We start from the raw sequence: 17,609 nt of genomic DNA, 5'->3' as shown, positions 1-17,609 counted from the left end.
GGGTCAGGCCGTCGGCGGGTGCGGCGGCTGCGGCGGGACGGGCGGAACGGCGGGCGCGGTCGGCGGGACGGACGGCGCCGGGGGGACCGGGGGTACGGGCGGGGCCGGGGGCAGCGGGGCGGCGGCGGAGCCGATCACCGGGAGGTCCGGCAGGGTCGGCTCGTAGTCCTCGTCCTCCTCCGGGGCCGGCCGGGCGGCCGCGCGCGGAGCGATCACCGGCAGGTCGAACGCGGTGGGGGTCTCCTCGGCCGCCTCGAGGGCGGCGGCCGGCGGGTCGATCGGCAGCACGGCGACGGTGATGTTGTCGTGGCCGCCGGCCGCGACCGCGAACTTCACCAGGGTCTGCGCCGTGGCGAGCGGTTCGGTGCGGGCGTCCGGGCGCACGTAGTACGCCAGGTCGGTGGCCGCCTCGGCGTAGTTCCACAGCCCGTCGGTGCAGATCAGCACCACCCCGGGGACGTGCGGGGTGAAGTCGAGGGTGTGCGGCACGACCTCCTCGGCGTCGGCGCCGAGCCAGCCGGTGATCGCGTGCGCGCGGGGGTCGGCGTAGGCCTCGGCCTCGCTCATCAGCCCGGCCTCGACCATCCGGGCCGCCCAGGAGTCGTCCTGGGTGAGCCGGAACGGCTCGGCGGCGGCGCGGTCGTCCGGGATCCAGTACGCCCGGGTGTCGCCGACCCACCCGATGGTGACCCGGCCGCCCGCGGCTATCGCGCTGACGAAGGTGCAGGCGGGCGCGTTGAGGTCGGGCCGGGTGGGGCCGGCGCCGTCGGTGGCGAGGCCGGCGACCGCGTCGGCGGCGTCGGCGACGGCCTGGCGCATCGCCGAGTTCGGGTCCCGGCCGGCTTCCAGGGCGGTCAGCAGCGACTCGGAGGCGGCGTCCACGGCGGTCTCCGAGGCCTCGTCCGGGCGGTCGGAGGAGGAGACGCCGTCGCACACCACGGCGACCACGACCGGCTCGCCGCCGGGCAGCGAGGTCGCGGCGACGGTGAAGGAGTCCTCGTTGCGGTGGTGGCGCACGCCGCGGTCGCTGACCCCGGCGACGCCCCCGAGCGCCTTCTCCATGTGGTCGCGCGGGCGCGGCTGGGCGCTGCCGCAGCCCTCGCAGTAGCCGTCCGGGGCGACCTGCGGCTGCCCGCAGTGCACGCAGACCTGCCCGCGCGGCGACGGTACGGCCTCGCCGCGGGCGGCGGCCCAGCTCGTGGGCATCGAGCCGGGGGCCGCCCGGCCGTCCCGGCCGGTCCCGCAGGAGCCGCAGTAGGCGTCCTCCTGGTCCATCGGCTCCGAACAGCTCGGGCACTCGGTCTGCTGCGGCATCTGCTACACCCACGTCCTGGGACGGGCACGGTTGGCCCGTTCCACCATCTCGATCCTGGTCTCCGCCCGGTCGGCCAACCGGGCGAGTACCCGGTAGGACTGTTCCAGGGCGAAGCGCAGTTCCCGCTCCTGTGCGGGACGTCCCAGTACCACCAGGTCGGTGGTGCGCCGGCCGGCCGCCTCCTCGGCGCCGACCCAGCCGAGGGCCGTGTCGAGCACCTCGACGGCGAGCTCCTCGCGGCGGCGGGCGTCCAGCCGCAGCGCGGTCAGCTGGGCGGAGCTCGCGCCGAGGTCGGCGGCCAGGTCGTCGGTGGTCCGGCGCTCGCGCAGCCGGGCCCGGACGGCGGCGATCCGGGCGGCGGTGTAGTGGCTGGAGGTGGCCGGGACGGTCTCCAGGACGCGGACCGCGGCGGTCCGGTCCTCCTCGGCCAGCCGGACCCGGGCCAGCCCGAAGGCGGCGCTCAGGTAGGCGTGGTCGGTGGCCCACACCAGCCGGTAGAACTCGGCCGCGTCGCCGCCGTCGCCGAGCAGCTCGGCGCAGATGGCGAGGGCCAGCTTGGGGGCGGCCTCGCCGGGGAAGGCGTCGTAGACGGCGTCGAAGGCCTCCGCAGCAGCCCGCAGGGCGGTGGAGGAGCCGTCGACGAGGGCGGTCAGCCCGCGGTACCAGACCACCCGCCAGTCGTCCGGCTGGTCCCGCTCCAGCTCGGTGAGGCGGTTCACCGCGTCGTCGTGGCGGCCGAGTTCGAGCAGGGCGCGCAGTTCGCGCAGCCGGCTCTCGACCGAGACGGCGGGCGCGGCGGCCAGTGCGGCGAGCGTCTCCTCGGGGTCGGGGGTGACCAGGACAGCGAGGAAGCCCGCGTTCGGGTCGCCGGGGTCGACCCGGGGGACGGGCAGTGCGAGGGCGGCGGCGGCCGGGTCCAGGGGGGCCACCCGGAGCTGCCCGGCCTGTTCGGTGGGCAGGACCAACTCGGTGTCCACGACGCGCAGTTCGGGGCCGAACAGGGTGGATGGCGCGGGCCGGGGCCGGTCGTCCTGGAGGGCCAGGACCTCCCGCAGCACGCCGGTGAGCTGGTCGGCCATCTCCTCGGCGGAGGCGAAGCGGCGGGCCGGGTCCGGGTCGGTGGCGCGGACCAGGAAGCGGTAGTACGACTCGTACCTGGCGAAGACCTCGACCTGTTCCGGGCCGGGCAGCGAGTCGCGGTAGGTGCCGCTGTAGCCCTGGAAGTCGAAGGTGAGCACCGCGAGGGTGCGGGCCACGGTGTACAGGTCGGAGGCGACGGAGGGGCCGTCGGTGGCGATCTCCGGGGCCTGGTAGCCGATGGTGCCGTAGATCGGGCCGTCGTCGTCGAAGCGGCGGACCGCGCCCATGTCTATGACCTTGAGCGTGTCGCCGCTCTGGATCACGTTGTCGATCTTGAAGTCGCAGTACACCAGGCCCCGGCCGTGCAGGTAGCCCAGGGCCGGCAGCGCCTCCAGCGCGTAGGCGATCCCCTGCTCGACGGGCAGCGGTTCGCGCCGGCCGTCCGCGGTGCGGCGCTCGTTGGCGATGTCCTTGAGCGACTTCCCGCCGACGTACTCCATCACGATGTAGCCGTCGGTGGAGCCGGTGCGCAGGTCCGGGTGCTCGGCGAAGTTGATGATCCGGACGATGTTCGGGTGGTCCACCTCGGCCAGGAAGCGCCGCTCGGCGACGGCCGCCGCGAGCGCGTCCTCGTCCCCGGTGTCCAGCAGGCCCTTGAGCACCACCCACTTGTCGTGGACCCGCCGGTCCACCGCCAGGTAGATCCAGCCGAGCCCGCCGTGCGCCAGGCAGCCCACCACCTCGTACTGCCCGCCGACCAGGTCGCCGCGGCGCAGCTTGGGCGTGAACGAGTACGGCGTGCCGCACTTGGTGCAGAAGCCGTCCGGGCGGCCGGGGCGGCCGTTCTTCTCCCGGCCCACCGGGGTCTCGCACTTGGAGCAGAACCGCTTGCGCTCGGGCACCTCGGGGTCGGCCAGCACCGCCTGGGACGGGTCGGCCGCCTCGACGGTCGGCACGGTGACCAGGCCGGCGCCCAGCCGGTTGCGGGTGCCGGCGGTGGAGCCGCCCCGGGTGGAGCGGACCGAGAGGGAGCGGCTGCTGCCGGTGCGGGTCGAGCGGTGCGAGCGGGAGCGGCCGGACATTGAGCGGGCCGAGCCGGTGCGGACCGACAGCGAGCGGGCGGAGCCGTCGTGGCCGCGGCCGGGGGAGACCCGGGCGGAGGGGACGTGGGGCTGGGTGGCGCCGGTGTCGCCGCCGGGCGGGGTCAGGCCGCACTCGTCGCAGTAGCCGTCCGGGTCGATGGTGCCGGAGCAGTCGCGCGGGCAGGGCGCGCCGGGGCCGGCGGCCGCCGGTGCCCCAGCCGCCGGTGTCCCCGTCGCCCCCGCGCCCGGTGCCCCCGCCGCTCCGGTCGTCGCGGTGGTCCCGCCCGCCGGGGCGAGCCCGCACTCGTCGCAGTAGCCGTCGGCGTCGATCCTGCCGCTGCCGGAGCACTCCGGCCGTTCGCACGTCCCGCCCATCACCCTCAGCCCCCCTGGACCTGTCCGTCGGCCGGCTCCTGGCCGGCCGCCTCCTGTGCCTGCCCGGCCTCGGTCTGGGCCGGGCGCAGCGACTGCTGGAACCGGGCCACCGCGGCGGCCGCCGCCCGCAGGTCGCAGGGCGCGCTCCACAGCAGCCAGCGCGCCTTCTCGTACCGTTCGATCACTTCCGGGTCCTCGGAGACCCGCAGCCGGGCCGCCATCGCCTTGTAGGCGTCCAGCCGGCCGCGCAGCTCGGCCCGGACAGCCAGCGGCTGGGTCACCTCGGTGAGCGACTGCCGGGCCCGGCCCAGCTCCTTGGCGGCGGCGTCCTCCAGCGTGTCCAGCAGCGGCGCCAGCCGGCCCCACTGCCCGGCCTGGCGCAGGTCCAGGGCCGCGACGATCCGTTCGCGCAGCGCCGAGGCCGGTCCGGGCACCGCCGGGACGTCGCTGGACGCTATCTTCGCCAGCACCTCGCCGCGCGCCCGGCGGGCCTCGGCCAGGGTGGCGTCGGCCCGCTGGAGGAGGTCGCCGACGCCCTGGAGGCGCTCCTCGGCCTCGTCGCGCAGCCGCAGCAGGTCCTCCAGCTCCAGCCGGACGCCGTCCAGCGCCCGCCCGGCCCGGTCGAACCGCTCGGTGTCGACCACCCCGGCCGGGCCGGCGAAGGCCGAGCCCTCCGGGACGGTGCCGCGCTGGGCGGGCACCCGGGCCGGGCGCCACAGCGCCAGCGGGTCCCCGTGGACCTCGGCGCGCAGCCCGGTGAGGTCCTGCTCGATCCCGGCCAGGTCGTCGCCCAGCGGGTGGCTCCCGGTGCGCACGCCGAGCGAGGCGGCGAGGGTGCGCACCCGCTGGAGCTCGGCCAGCAGCAGGTCGATCCGGGCGGGCAGCGCCGACCAGACGGCGTCGGCGGCGCTGACCACCTCCAGCACGGTGGCGTACCAGGAGTTCATCCGGACCATCAGCGCGTCCAGGCTGATCCGCTCGACCAGCCTGGCCGGCGCGCCGAGCACCTGCGGGCCGTCCGGCACCACCCCGCCGGGGACGGTCACCGCGTCGCCGGTCAGCAGTTCGCTCAGCTCGGCCAGTTCGGGTGCGCCGGGCTTGGCCTTGCGGGCCCGGACGGCGCGCGCCGAGGCCAGCGCCTCGGAGTAGCGGTCGAACAGCGCCCAGAGCAGGGGCAGGCCCTTGCCGGCGACGGACCAGCGCTCCAGGGTGCGTCCGGACAGCTCGGCGCCGTCCAGCAGCCGCAGGCCCGAGTGGTCCTGGAGGGCGAGCAGCGCCGACTCGACCGCGTCCCGCTCCGCGCCGAGGCGGGCGAGCGCGCGGTCGACCTCCTCCCGGTTCAGTACCGGGCCAGCCGATGCCGCCACCGCGGTGTCCTTCCTTCCTCGCGTGCGATCCCGACGTGCCTGACGTTCCTGACGTACCTGACGTGCTGGACGTACCGGACGTGCGGTCCCACGACAACCCCCGTGTCCACCACCGGTCTCCCCGTGGTGATCGTCCCGAACCCTAGCCGGTGGCCGTTCGGGCGGAGCGGGCGCGGGGCGTCAAGGCACCGTCAACGCCCCGCTGACGGCCCGCGCGCTACCTCCCCCGCGCCGTCCCCCGCGTCGCCCCCGGACCGGCCCGGGGCGGACCCCGGGGCGGCCCCGACTCCGGCTCAGCGGGTGCCCGGCCAGTAGCGGTCGGCCTCGTTGAGCATGTACGGCTTGAGCCAGTGCTCGTACGAACGGGCCCAGTCGCCGCGCGCGTAGTAGTCGGCCAGGACCTGGTTGACGCGGGCGGTCAGGTCGGTGCTGTCCTTCAGCATGGCGACGCCGACCACCTCCGGCTGGGCCTCGCCGTCCACGATCCGCACGGTCTGGTCCTGCGCGGCCTGACCGGCCGCCAGGCCGTTGTCGGTCATGGTCGCGTCGACCTTGCCGAGCTGCATCAGGACCAGGCAGTCCAGCTGGTTCTCCACCGTGACGACCTGCCGGGCGGTCTTCTTCTCCGTGACCACGGTCAGCGCGGTGGAGCCGGCGGCGGCGCAGACCCGCTGGTCCTTGACGGCGTCGTCGATGTTCTTCGCCGGCGAGGCCGTCGGCACCAGGACGCGCTGGGTGATGTTGAAGTACGGCTTGGAGAAGGCGACGTCCTCCATCCGCTTGCAGTTGATCGTCATGGTGCGGACGATCAGGTCGACCCGGCCCTTCTTGATGGCGTCGATCCGGTCGGCCGTGGCCACCGGCTTGAGCACCACCTTCTCCGGGTCGCCCATGACGGCCGCGCCGATCGCCCGGGCGAGGTCGATGTCGAAGCCCTCGATCTGGCCGGTGTTCGGGTTGCGGGCGCCCCAGCGGTAGCTGTTCTGGTCCACGCCGATCACCAGGCTGCGCCTGGCCTTGATGGCCTTCACGGCCGGGCCGTCGTCGGTGCTCGGCGGCACGCTCTTCGTGACGTCGCAGCCGTCGGCCTGCTCCTGCTGCTCCTGCTGGTCCTGCTTCGTCCGGTGCAGGGCCGCCGGCGCGGCGCCGACCGGGCCGCCCCCGGCGAGCACGGCCGCGCCGGCCGCCAGCAGGGCCACCGCGACGGCGGGCCTGGTCCTCCTCCCGGAACCGCCGGAACGGCCGGAACCACTGGAACCTCTGAAGCTCCTGAAACCCCTGGTGCGCATCGGTCGCTCTCCCCCTTGCCCGTTACCGGTACTCGGCCAGTCGCCGGCCCAGGCCGCGCAGCGCGGCGGCCGCGGCCACCAGGCCGAGCAGCGCGGCGGCGACGGCGGCGGTGCGCAGGTCCCCGCCGGTGCCCTCGGCGGCCTGCTTGAAGCGGTCCTGCTCGATGTCGGCGGCCTGGGCGAGCGCCTTGTCGGTGGCGTTGAAGGAGGCGTCGGCGGTGGCCGCGTCGCCCTTGGCCGTCACGGTGGCCTCCAGCGCGCCCTGGTAGTCGGCCTCGAACACCTCCCGCTTCCGGGCCTCATCGTGCCGTTTGCGCCACTCGTCGAACTGCTTGGCGGCCTCCCGGACGCCCGGCTGGGCGGCCGAGGGGGCCAGGCGGAGGGCCTCCGGCAGCGAGCCGGCGGACCGGTCCGCCGGGACGTCGGTGGTTCCGGCGAGGTCTCCGACGGCCTTCGTCCACTGGTCGGCGTACTTGGTGGTCGAGCCGCGGGCGACGAAGTGGAGGTTCTCCGCCAGCCGGGCGGTCAGTACGTCCGCCCGGGCGGTGTTGAGCGCCTTCAGCGGGGCCGCGCCTTCGTGGACGCTCCGCTTGAGCGCCGCGCTGGTGGTCAGACCGGTGACGGCCAGCCACAGCCCGCCGGCCAGGACGGCGGCGGTGGCGCCCAGCAGCCCGATGTTGAACACCCGGTTGGTGCGGCGGAACAGCGTGAGCTGCACCCAGGCCAGCGCGGCCAGGGTGACCAGCGCCAGGCCGTACGCCCCCCACGGCACCGCCTTGGCCTCGGCGTAGTCGTCGGCCAGCTCCTGGTTCTCGGCCGCGGCCAGTTCGGCGGCGGCCGGCAGCAGCACGGTCTGCATCTGCTCGGAGGCGTACCGCAGGTAGGCGCCGCCGAGCGGGATGCCCTGCCGGTTGTCGGCCCGCGCGGTCTCCACCAGGCCGGCGTAGGCGGGGAGTTGCTGGTTCAGCCGGGAGAGCGAGCCCTGGGCGGGCGAGGTCGCGGTGGTCCGGGCGGCAGCCTGGGCGATCAGCTTGGCGGCGGTGGCGATGTCCTGCTCGTAGCGGGTGCGGACCGCGTCGGGCTCGGCGCCGGCCAGCAGGAAGCCGCTCGCCGCGGTGGTGGCGGCGTCGGCCAGGCTGCGGTGGATCTCGGCGGCGTCCCGGCTGAGCGGCTGGCTGTACGAGACCACCCGGTCGGCGGCCTGCGCCCTGGTCTCCAGCTGCCAGGCGGTGAGCCCGCCGAAGGCGACGGTGAGCACCGCGAGCACCACGCCGGCCAGTCGCAGCCGCCCTGGGGGCGTGCGGGTGGCCTGTGCGAGCCGGGCGCGCACGCCGGTGGCGACGGCCGCCGGAGGGCGCTTCTCGGGCGCCCCACCGGGTCTGGCCGCCGGGGGCGCCCCGCCGGACTTCGCGAGCGGTGCCGATCCGGGGACGGCCGGTGCCCCCGGTGCGGCCGCCGCCACCGGCACGGCCGTCGCCACCGCGGCGCCCGGCGCCCCCGGCAGCTGGTTCGGCCGTGCCGGGAACGCGGCGCCGGACGCGCCGTTGCCTACTGGTGTTGCCACCCGCCTCATCCTCCCCTGGGGCCGGGCCCGTCCCCGGGGCCCGACCGATGGCAGCAGTATGGCCGTGACTCCCCCCGACCACACCTGACTTGCGCCGATCTTGAGCATGTCGTGCACGTCCCCCGGACGGCCCGTGGCACCGGCGCGGCCGGTGCCGTCGGCGCCGCCGGTGCGGCCCGTACGGTCCCGTATGGCCCGTACGGTTCGTGCCGCTCCCGCCGGTCGTCTCCTGCCGGTCGTCCCGAGAGGTGGCGAACCGTCCGACGCGGGCCGCACCCTACGCGGTTCCCCCGGCCGGGCGGAGCGCGGGGGTCCGGTTGCGGGCGGGCTTTCCCGGGTGCGGCGACCCCTCGCTCCGTACGATGGAGGTATGCGCCTGCTTGGAACGATCTCGCCCGACCGTCCGCTGCTCGTCGTCGCCGTGCGCGAGGAGGCCGCCCACCTGGACGACCGCCTGCCCGTGCTGCTCACCGGGATAGGGAAGGTCAACGCCGCCGTCGCGCTGGCCACCGTCCTCGCGCAGGGCGAGAAGCCGTCCGAGGTGATCAACCTCGGTACGGCCGGCGCGCTGCGCCCCGGCTGGGAGGGCACCCACCACGTGGTCCAGGTGATCCAGCACGACCTCGACACCGCCGCCCTGCACGCGCTCACCGGGCGTGAGTACGGGGCCCCGCTGGTGATCGGCAAGGGCGACGGCCCGGTGCTGGCCACCGGCGACCTCTTCGTCTCCGACACGGACGCCCGCGACCGGCTCGCCGAGCACGCCGACCTGGTGGACATGGAGGGCTACGCCGTCGCCACCGTCGCCCACCGCGCCGGGCTGCCGGTGCGGCTGGTCAAGCACGTCAGCGACCAGGCCGGGGACGGTGCGGAGCACAGCTGGAAGGAGGCGGTGGACGACTGCGCCCGGAAGCTGGCCGACTGGGTGGTCGCGCAGGGCTGGTGACGTCCTCTCAGGGGCTGGTCAGGGTGGCGCGGTGACCGGGGGGAACGCAGGGCCGACCGGGCTTGACCGGGGAGGGCGCGGCCGCCCTCCCCGCCCCGCCTCCCGGGTCAGCCGTTCCGGAAGTCGGTGAGGTCCAGGCCCGCCAGCCGCTCCGGGTCGGTGAGCACGTCGATCGCGACGATCGCGCCGTCCACCACGGTGAACGCCATGACCGACAGCGGCCGGCCGTTGTCGCCGATGACCACCGCGCCCGCGGTGCCGTTGACCAGCGCCGGGCGGGCGAACGGCGACAGCGTGCCCCACAGGACGGCCTGGCCGGCCACCGTGCCGGCGCCCGAGAGCACCACGGTGTGCCGGGCCAGCAGCGCGCCGCCGTCCGAGCGCAGCACCACGTCCGGGTCGAGCACGGCGAGCAGCGCGTCCAGGTCGCCGTTGCGGGCGGCGGCGAAGAACGCGTCCACGGCCGCCCGCTGCCGGCCGAGGTCCGGGTCGGGCGCGGGCGCCTGCCCCTGCACCTTGCGGCGGGCCCGGCTGGCCAGCTGGCGGGTGGCGGCGGCGGTCTTCTCGATCAGCGGGGCGATCTCCTCGAACGGCACCGCGAACAGGTCGTGCAGCACGAAGGCGACCCGCTCGGCCGGTGACAGCGACTCCATCACCACCATCAGCGCCAGCCCGACCGAGTCCGCGAGCATCACCTCCTGCTCCGGGTCCACCACGCCCTCGCGCCGCAGCAGAGGGTCCGGGATGCGCGGCGGGCCCGGCTCGCCGCCCGGCCCGGCGGGCTCCAGCGGCTCCTCGCGGCGCTGGGCGCGGGTGCGCAGCAGGTTCAGGCAGACCCGGGAGACCACCGTGGTCAGCCAGCCGCCGAGGTTGTCCACCCCGGCGGTGTCGGTGCGGTCGTAGCGGAGCCAGGCCTCCTGGAGGGCGTCCTCGGCCTCGCTGATCGAGCCGAGCATCCGGTACGCGACCGCGCGCAGGTGCGGGCGGTGCTCCTCGAAGAGCGCGGTCCGGGCGGATTCCCCGTCCACCTTCTCGTCCACGTGTCACATTCCTTCGTCGCCGGGGGTCAGGGCAGCAGGAGTCACCCAACAACGGCCGCGGCGGGGAGATCAACTCCCCTCCCGGGACGAATCGGAGACGGTCATGACGAAGAACACGGTGCTGGTCACCGGAGGTACCGGGACCCTGGGCCGGCAGGTGGTCCCGCTGCTGCGCGCGGCCGGGCTGCCGGTGCGGGTGCTCAGCCGGCGGGAGCGCCCGGACGCCGACGGCGTCGCGTACGTGCGCGGCGACCTGCTCGGCGACCCGGCGACGGCGGCCGCCCGGCTGGACGGGGCGCTGGCGGGCGTGGACACCGTGCTGCACCTGGCGGGCGGCCCCAAGGGCGACGACGTCGCCACCCGGCTGCTGGTCGCCGCCGCCCGGCGGGCCGGGGTGCGGCACCTGGTGTACATCTCGGTGATCGGCGCGGACCGGCTGCCGCTCGGCTACTTCCGGGCCAAGCACGCCGCCGAGCGGGCGGTGGCCGACTCGGGCCTGCCGTACACGGTCCTGCGGGCCGCGCAGTTCCACGACCTGGCGTTCACGGTGGCGGAGAAGACGGCCCGGCTGCCGCTCGTCCCGGCCCCCGGCGGGGTCCGTTGGCAGCCCGTGGACGTACGGGAAGTCGCCGCCCGGCTGGTGGAGTTGGCGCTGGGCGAGCCGGCCGGGGCGGTGCCCGACCTGGCCGGTCCGACGGTGTACGCGATGGAGGAGCTGACCCGCGGCTACCTCGCGGCGCGCGGCCGCAGCCGCCGGCGGCTGCCGCTCCGGGTGCCGGGCAAGGTCGGGCGGGCGTACCGGGCGGGGGAGAACCTGGCCCCGGCGGGCGCCGACCACGGGCGGCGGACCTGGGAGGAGTACCTGGCGGAGCGGCTGGCGGCCTGACGGCTGCCCGTCGTGGTCCGTGGGGTGGCCGCCGTGCCCCTCCTCGACGCCGTCCGCGCCGACTCCGCCGCCGCGCTTGGGCTCAGCGGCCCCCCGGCCGCCGTGCTCGGGCCCGACGTCCCCCGGCCTTCGGGGCCCTGGCGCGGCTGCGGGAGCTCGCGCTGGGCCCCGGGGCGTCGTACGTGCTGCTCAATGCCGAGGAGGGCAACGCCTACGAGCCGCTGTTCAGGCCCGGGCGGCTCCGGTGACGTCCTCGGTGGTCACCACCTTGGCGAAGCGCATCGCGTGCAGGGTGGCGGCCGTGGCGCGGGCGAGGTCGGCGGCCGGGATGGTGGTGCCGTCCGGGCCGGCCATGTCGAAGGAGTGCATGGCGTCGGTGGGGAAGATCGCGTCGTAGCCGAGGTTGCCGGCCATCCGGGCGGTGGTCTCGCAGCACACGTTGGTGATGATCCCGGTGACCACCACCTGCCGGGCGCCGCGCTCCTGCAGCCAGGCGTGCAGGTCGGGGGTGCCGTAGAAGGCGCTGTTGACGGTCTTGGTGACGTGCAGCGCCGGGGTGAGCCCGGCGACGAAGTCCTTCAGGTCGTGCCCCGGGGTGCCCCCGGCCAGCGGCGTGCCCGGGCCGTCGTGCTGCACGGTGACGATCGGGCGGTCGGTGTCCTGCCAGGCGGTGATCAGCTCGGCCATCCGCTGCTCGGCCTGCGGGTTGTCGCGGGGGCCGAAGGCGGGGGCCTCGAAGCCCTTCTGGACGTCGATGAGCAGCAGGACGGCGTCGGGGTCGAGGGCGAGGGGGGCGTCGAAGGCGTCGAGGTTCGTCATGCCGTCCATGGTGGTCGGCGGGGCCGGGGAGGCGTGATGGGCGGAGATGCCGACCATCGATAGATTCCTGCCATGCGTACGGTGGGTTGCCTGATCTTCGACGGTGTCCGGGCCTTCGACTACGCCGTGATCGGCGAGGTGTGGGCGAACCGGGCCATCCGGCCCGGCCAGCCCCTCTTCGACCTGCGGGTCTGCGGGCCGGAGGGCGCCCGGGTGCGGCTGGGCGGCGGGCTGGAGCGGCTCCCCGACCACGCCCTGGGCGCGCTCACCGACTGCGACCTGGTGGTGGTGCCGGGCGTCGAGGACCCGGGGGCCCGGCACACCCCGGAGGTCCTGGGCGCCCTGCGGGCCGTCGCCGCGGCGGGCGTCCCGATCGCCTCGCTCTGCGCGGGCGCCTTCGTCCTCGCCGAGGCCGGCCTGCTGGACGGCCGCGAGGCCACCACCCACTGGGCGCTCGCCCCCGAACTCGCCCGCCGCTTCCCGGCGGTGACGGTCCGGCCCGAGGTGCTCTTCACCGGCGGCGACGGCCTGTGGACCTCGGCCGGCGTCGCGGCGGGCATCGACCTCTGCCTGCACCTCGTCCGCACCGCCCACGGCCAGCGGGCCGCCGCCACCATCGCCCGCGCCATGGTCACCGCGCCCTTCCGGGCGGGCGGCCAGAACCAGTTCCTGCCCTCCCCGGTCCCGGACGCCGCCGTCGGCGACGACCCGCTGGCCCGCCTCCGCGCCGAGGTCCTGGCCTCCCTCGACACCCCCTGGACGGTGCGCCGGATGGCCGCCGCCGCCCTGATGTCCGAACGCACCTTCGCCCGTCGTTTCACCGCCACCACCGGCACCACCCCGATGCGCTGGCTCCTCGACCAGCGCGTCCTCACCGCCCAGCGCCTCCTGGAGGAGACCGACCTGCCCGTCGACACCGTCGCCACCCACTGCGGCTTCGCCTCCGCGGTCTCCCTGCGGCCGGTCTTCGTGGACCGGGTCGGCGTCGCCCCCCGCGAGTACCGTCGGGCCTTCCGCGGCCGCGAGGACGGCTGAGCGGTTCGGACCGGCTGAACCGGTGGACTTCATCCGGGAGTTGATGGAGCGGCGGTGGCGGGGCGGCGGGGGCCGGTCGCGGCGGAGAGGGCGAAGACCAGCAGGCCGAGGGCCGTCATGGCGGCGCCGGCGAGGTTGGTGAGGGGGAGGGCGGTGTCGGGGTGGGGGCCGCCGTGTTCGATGACGGCGGCGCCGAGCAGGGAGCCGAGGGTGATGCCCACGCCGAAGGCGGCGGTGTTGGCGGTGCCGACCAGGGCGGAGTCGCGGCCCGCGACCCGCAGGACGTAGGCCTGGGTCGGGGTGAGCAGGCCGAAGCCGCAGAAGCCGAGCAGGAAGAGGGTGGCCACGGCGGCGCCCTTGTGGTGGACGGTGGCGGTGAAGAGGGCGAGGGTGAGGGCGAGGGCCGCGAACAGGGCCGCCGTCGTCGGGACGAGGGCGCGGTCGGCGGCCCGGCCGGCCAGCCAGTTGCCCGCGACCAGCCCGGCGCCGTAGACGGCCAGCAGCCAGACGACGTCGCCCGTTCCGAAGCCGGTGACGGCGGTCAGCATCGGCTGGACGAAGGTGAAGGAGGCGAACAGCCCGCCGAAGCCGACGGCCGTCGCGGCGAGGGCCAGCCAGAGGCGGAGGCCTGCGAAGACGGCCAGTTCGGCGCGGAGCGAGGGCGCGGCGGAGGCGGGGGCGTCGGTGGGGGCGGTGTCCGTACGGGGGAGGAGCCGCAGCAGGCCGAGCAGTCCCGCCGCGCCGAACACGGCGACCAGCACGAACGCCCCGCGCCAGCCCCAGGCCTGCCCGGCCAGGGTGCCGATCGGCAGGCCGAGCACGTTGGCCAGGCTCAGCCCGGTGAACACCAGGGCGATCGCGGCTCCCCGCCGAGCCGTCGGGACGAGCCGGGAGGCCACGACGGAGGCGACGCCGAAGAAGGCGGTGTGGGTGCACGCGGTGAGGAAGCGGGTGGCCAGGAGCAGGCCGAAGGTCGGCGCGAGGGCCGAGGCGAGGTTGCCCGCCGTGAACAGCAGCATCAGCAGGACGAGCAGGCGCCGGCGGGGCATCCGCAGGGTGAGCAGGGCGAGCGCCGGACCGCAGGCCTGGCCGACGGCGTAGGCGGTGGTGACCAGCCCGGCGCGGGCGACGGTGACGTCGAAGTCGGTGGCGAGGGCGGTCAGCAGGCCGTTCGTGACGAACTCGGTGGTGCCGACGGCGAAGGCGCTGACGGCGAGCGCGAGCAGGGCGGGGGGCATGGCGGTGGAGGGTCCTTGGCTGGGGCGGGGCCGGGGCGCGGCCGGACGGGGCCATGCTCCGGCGCCCCGCGCGCCCCCGGCCAGCCACCTGCCGTTCCTACTCCTCGGAGGGTCACCCACGGCGCTGGCCTGCGGAAACCTTCCGCCGTAGCCTCGGTGGGCATGGGAGCCAACAGCGAGCTGGGCGAGTTCCTGCGCCTGTGCCGCGCCGCCGTCACCCCGGCCGAGCTGGACCTGCGCGTGCCGGCCGAGCACCGGAGGGTGGCCGGGCTGCGCCGGGAGGAGCTGGCCGGGCTGGCGGGCATCAGCGTCGCCTACTACACCCGGCTGGAGCAGGGGCGCAGCACCAACGCCTCGGACCAGGTGCTCGACGCGATCGCCCGCGTCCTGCGCCTGGACGCGACCCAGCGCACCCACCTGGGCGACCTCGCCCGCCGCCCGCCCCGGGCCGTACGGAGCCGCCCTCCGGCCGAGCAGCCGGACCCGCGCTCGGTGCACCTCCTCGCCTCGCTGGACCACGTGCCCGCCCTGCTGCTCGGCCGCCGCAACGACGTGCTCGCCTGGAACCGCCTCGGCCACGCGCTGCTCGCCGGACACCTCCCGTACGGGGCGCCGGACGATCCGGCCACCCGGCCGTCGATGAGCCGGCTGCTGTTCCTGGACCCGCGCACCCGCGCGCTCGAACGGGACTGGGAGCACTACGCCCGGACCCACGTCGGCTACCTGCGGCTGGTCGCCGGGCGGTACGGGGAGGACCGCGAGCTGGCCCGGCTGATCGGCGAACTCAGCATGAAGAGCCCGGAGTTCGCCGCCTGGTGGGCGGGCGGGAACGTGCGGGAGTGCACCTTCGGCAGCAGGACGCTGGACCATCCGGCGGTCGGGCCGCTGGAGGTGACGTACCAGGTGTGGCTCCAACCCGACCGGCCGGACCACCGGTTGGAGGTCTACACCCCCGGCCCGGACCCGGCCGCCGCGGCGGCGCTCGACGCGCTGGCGCGGTCGCGGCAGCCGTAGCGGGGGAGCGGGGGGGAAGCCGACGGGGTGGCGGCCCTCAGCGCCGCCACCCCGTTGGCTTCTCGGCACGGGGCCCGTGGCGTGTTGAGCCAAACCCCACCTTGGGGTGAAGCCGGGTGGGGATTCCCGTGGGGACCGGTGCCGGTTCGGTGTGCGGCCGCCACTCCGGCCGCCGCCCCGGCCGCGCCCGCTGCGGTCCGGCGGGTGCGGTCCGGCGGGTGCGGGCCTTCAGGCCGTGGCGGCCGCGCGCAGCCGCTTCTTGTCCGGCTTGCCGACGGGCGTCAGCGGGATCTCGTCGACGAGGTGCAGCACCTCGGGGGCGAAGATCCGCCCCTTGCGCTCGGTGACGAACGCGCGGAGGGTGTCCAGGTCGGGCCGCTGCCCCGGGGCGGGGACGACGGCGACGTGGACGTGCTCCGCCTCCTGGTCGTCGCGGACGCCGAAGACGGCGCAGCGGGCGACCGCCGGGTGGGTGAGCAGGAGGTCCTCCACCTCGGAGGGGTAGACGTGGCCGCCGACCACGATGATCAGGTCCTTGACCCGGTCGGAGAGGTAGAGGTAGCCGTCCTCGTCGAAGTAGCCGACGTCCCCGGTGTTCAGCCAGCCGTCCCGGAGCACCGCGGCGGTGAGGTCGGGCCGCTTCCAGTACCCGGCCATGACGGCGTCGGAGCGCAGGTGGATCCCGCCCTGTTCGCCGGTCGGCAGGTCGGTGCCGTCGTCGGAGCGGATCGCCACCTCGACGCCCGGGACGGGCCGGCCGACCGGCACCTGGCCGCCGGGGCCGATCCGGTCGTGCTCCTGCGGGGTGAGGAAGGAGATCAGCTGGGCCTCCGACATCCCGTAGAGGCCGACCAGGACCGGCCCGAAGACCTTGAGCGCCTCGCGGATCCGGGTCGGTGAGGCGGCGCTGCCCCCGTAGGAGAGGTACCGCAGGCTGGACAGGTCGGTGCGGCCGATCGCCGGGTGGTCGAGCAGCTGGTGGAGCAGCGGCGGCAGCACCCAGAGGTCGGTGATGTGCTCGCGCTCGATGGCGGCCAGGACCGCGCCGGGCTCGAAGGAGCGCTGGAGGACCACCGTGCCGCCGTGCTGGAGGGTCAGGTCGGCGAAGATGCCGGCCAGGTGGGCGAGCGGGGTGGCGGCGAGGAGGCGGGGCGCGCCGGCGGCGGGGTCGCTGCCGATCGGGGCGTCGAAGATGCGGCGGTACGGTCCGTGCAGGCTGAGGATGCCCTTGGGGATGCCGGTGGTGCCGCCGGTGTGGCGGATGCTGAGGTCGTCCTCCGGCCCGACCCGGACGGCCGGGGGTTCGGCGGGGCGGTGGGCGGAGGCGGCGATGACGTCCTCGCCGAGGGCGGCGGGGTCGCCGCCGGGCCCGGGGCCGAGGGTGAGGACGGTCGGAACGTCGATCAGTGGGAGCAACTCGGCGGCTTCGGCGTACCGTTCGGCGTCCACGAGCAGCACGGTGGTGTCGACGCTCGCCGTGATCTCGGCCAGGACCGGGGTGCTCATGCCGTCGTACAGGTTCACCACCCGGGCGCCGGCGAGGCCCGCCGCGTACCGGGCGCTCAGGGCCTCGGGGGTGTTGCCGGTCAGCAGGGTCACGGTGGTGCCGCGGGCGGCGCCCCGGGCGATCAGCTCGTGGGCGAGGCGGTAGCCGGCGGCGGCGAATTCGCCGGCGGTGATCTCGGCGCCGTCGGCGGTGACGACGGCCTGCCGGTCGGGATCGGCGGCGAGGGTCTGGAGGATCAGAGCGGGACCGCTGACGAACTCCGCGTCGGGCATGGCTACTTCTTCCTTGTAGTTTGCAACCATGTCCACAGGCTAACCCCAACCTCCGCCCCTGGTCCGGGAACTGCCGAGGAGGGCCGAATGTGATCGTCCGTCACCCGGACAGGGGAATGATCGTGGGCGCGCGCCTGTTTCGGGGCGCACACCCGTTCCGGCGCACGCCCGTTGCGGGGCCCGCGCGGTCAGAACGCCGCCGGGGGCCGGAGGGCGAGGTCGGTGGCGGCGGCCCAGTGCTCGGTCGCGGCGGTGACGATCGCGTAGCCGGGCTGAGAGGGGAGCCGGGAGATCAGGGCGCTGCGGCAGCCGTGGCTGCGGTGGACCTCGACGGGGACGGGGACGCCGTGGAGCCGGACCTCGCCGGGGGTGGGCGGGCCGTCCGGCGGGGCGAGGTGGATGCGGGGGTCGAGGCGGTCCGAATTCGCCAGGAAGGTGGAGAGTTGGGACCGCGGGGTGGTGAGGGAGCCCACCCGGTGGCCGGACGGGACGGGGCGCGAGGTCTGGACGACGGCGACGAGTTCGCCGTCCAGGTGGTAGTTGAGGTCGAGGTGGCAGAGGTAGCCGTCGGAGGACAGCCGCCCCAGCAGGAAGCGCCACCCGCGCGGGGCGTCGCGGAGCACGGCGATCTGCTCGCCCCACTCCTCGGCGGTCTCGCGGTGCGTCGGTATGCGGATGCCGTGCGGGCGGGTGTCGCGGAACAAGGGCTCCCCCAACGGGCTGGTGGTGACCGGGCGTCGGCACGATGATCGCGCCGCGAGGGGCACCGCGGGAGGGGGA

General features: G+C 75.7%; 14 protein-coding genes. 4 read left to right on the top strand and 10 right to left on the bottom strand.

Annotated features, from left to right (window positions below; genetic code table 11):
* Positions 1-3: 3 nt before the first annotated feature.
* The 5 genes from ACFVU7_RS19395 to ACFVU7_RS19375 all read right to left on the bottom strand — a co-directional run bounded on the left by ACFVU7_RS19395 (position 4) and on the right by ACFVU7_RS19375 (position 8,072).
* Positions 4-1,314, bottom strand: a complete 1,311-nt coding sequence (locus tag ACFVU7_RS19395; protein ID WP_117489804.1) for a PP2C family serine/threonine-protein phosphatase — start codon at positions 1,312-1,314, stop codon at positions 4-6.
* Between the two features lie 3 nt (positions 1,315-1,317).
* On the bottom strand, positions 1,318-3,852 hold the full coding sequence (locus ACFVU7_RS19390; protein WP_387826140.1) for a tetratricopeptide repeat protein: 2,535 nt from the start codon (positions 3,850-3,852) through the stop codon (positions 1,318-1,320).
* Positions 3,853-3,857: 5 nt separating this feature from the next.
* Positions 3,858-5,219 (bottom strand): hypothetical protein, encoded by a 1,362-nt coding sequence (locus ACFVU7_RS19385; protein WP_234348701.1) that lies wholly within the window; start codon positions 5,217-5,219, stop codon positions 3,858-3,860.
* 293 nt (positions 5,220-5,512) lie between these two features.
* A complete protein-coding gene (locus ACFVU7_RS19380) occupies positions 5,513-6,508 on the bottom strand; it encodes a glutamate ABC transporter substrate-binding protein (protein ID WP_387826137.1) in 996 nt (331 codons plus the stop codon).
* Positions 6,509-6,530: 22 nt separating this feature from the next.
* Complete coding sequence (locus ACFVU7_RS19375) at positions 6,531-8,072, bottom strand: hypothetical protein (RefSeq protein WP_387826134.1); 1,542 nt, start codon at positions 8,070-8,072, stop codon at positions 6,531-6,533.
* 370 nt (positions 8,073-8,442) lie between these two features.
* Between ACFVU7_RS19375 and ACFVU7_RS19370 the strand changes: the two genes are divergently transcribed.
* Positions 8,443-9,018, top strand: coding sequence for a nucleosidase (locus tag ACFVU7_RS19370; protein WP_049649370.1), 576 nt, complete (start codon positions 8,443-8,445; stop codon positions 9,016-9,018).
* Between the two features lie 107 nt (positions 9,019-9,125).
* Here ACFVU7_RS19370 and ACFVU7_RS19365 read toward each other — a convergent pair whose 3' ends face one another.
* Positions 9,126-10,058 carry a sigma-70 family RNA polymerase sigma factor gene (locus tag ACFVU7_RS19365; protein ID WP_388046108.1) on the bottom strand — a complete coding sequence of 311 codons (933 nt, stop codon included), beginning with the start codon at positions 10,056-10,058 and terminating at the stop codon, positions 9,126-9,128.
* A 103-nt stretch (positions 10,059-10,161) separates the two neighbouring features.
* On the opposite strand from ACFVU7_RS19365, the gene ACFVU7_RS19360 reads away from it, so the two are divergent.
* Positions 10,162-10,944 carry an SDR family oxidoreductase gene (locus ACFVU7_RS19360; protein WP_074005562.1) on the top strand — a complete coding sequence of 261 codons (783 nt, stop codon included), beginning with the start codon at positions 10,162-10,164 and terminating at the stop codon, positions 10,942-10,944.
* A gap of 225 nt (positions 10,945-11,169) precedes the next feature.
* On the opposite strand, the gene ACFVU7_RS19355 is transcribed toward ACFVU7_RS19360, so the two are convergent.
* On the bottom strand, positions 11,170-11,820 hold the full coding sequence (locus tag ACFVU7_RS19355; protein ID WP_338016376.1) for a cysteine hydrolase family protein: 651 nt from the start codon (positions 11,818-11,820) through the stop codon (positions 11,170-11,172).
* 15 nt (positions 11,821-11,835) lie between these two features.
* Between ACFVU7_RS19355 and ACFVU7_RS19350 the strand changes: the two genes are divergently transcribed.
* Positions 11,836-12,798, top strand: coding sequence for a GlxA family transcriptional regulator (locus tag ACFVU7_RS19350; RefSeq protein ID WP_380739222.1), 963 nt, complete (start codon positions 11,836-11,838; stop codon positions 12,796-12,798).
* A 29-nt stretch (positions 12,799-12,827) separates the two neighbouring features.
* Here the strand turns inward: ACFVU7_RS19350 and ACFVU7_RS19345 are convergent, their stop codons facing one another.
* Positions 12,828-14,036: an MFS transporter gene (locus ACFVU7_RS19345; protein ID WP_388046106.1), complete on the bottom strand. Its 1,209-nt coding sequence runs from the start codon at positions 14,034-14,036 to the stop codon at positions 12,828-12,830.
* 162 nt (positions 14,037-14,198) lie between these two features.
* On the opposite strand from ACFVU7_RS19345, the gene ACFVU7_RS19340 reads away from it, so the two are divergent.
* Entirely contained in the window at positions 14,199-15,050 is an 852-nt protein-coding gene (locus tag ACFVU7_RS19340) for a helix-turn-helix domain-containing protein (protein ID WP_388046104.1), read from the top strand.
* Between the two features lie 228 nt (positions 15,051-15,278).
* Here the strand turns inward: ACFVU7_RS19340 and ACFVU7_RS19335 are convergent, their stop codons facing one another.
* A complete protein-coding gene (locus ACFVU7_RS19335; RefSeq protein WP_388046103.1) occupies positions 15,279-16,829 on the bottom strand; it encodes an AMP-binding protein in 1,551 nt (516 codons plus the stop codon).
* A 188-nt stretch (positions 16,830-17,017) separates the two neighbouring features.
* Positions 17,018-17,545 carry a hypothetical protein gene (locus ACFVU7_RS19330; protein ID WP_147409167.1) on the bottom strand — a complete coding sequence of 176 codons (528 nt, stop codon included), beginning with the start codon at positions 17,543-17,545 and terminating at the stop codon, positions 17,018-17,020.
* Between the last annotated feature and the right edge of the window lie 64 nt (positions 17,546-17,609).

It is taken from the genome of Kitasatospora sp. NPDC058046 (assembly GCF_042885595.1).
GTDB lineage: Bacteria > Actinomycetota > Actinomycetes > Streptomycetales > Streptomycetaceae > Kitasatospora.
Note: the sequence above shows the minus strand (reverse complement) of the source record. Positions and strands in the feature narration are given on the sequence as shown.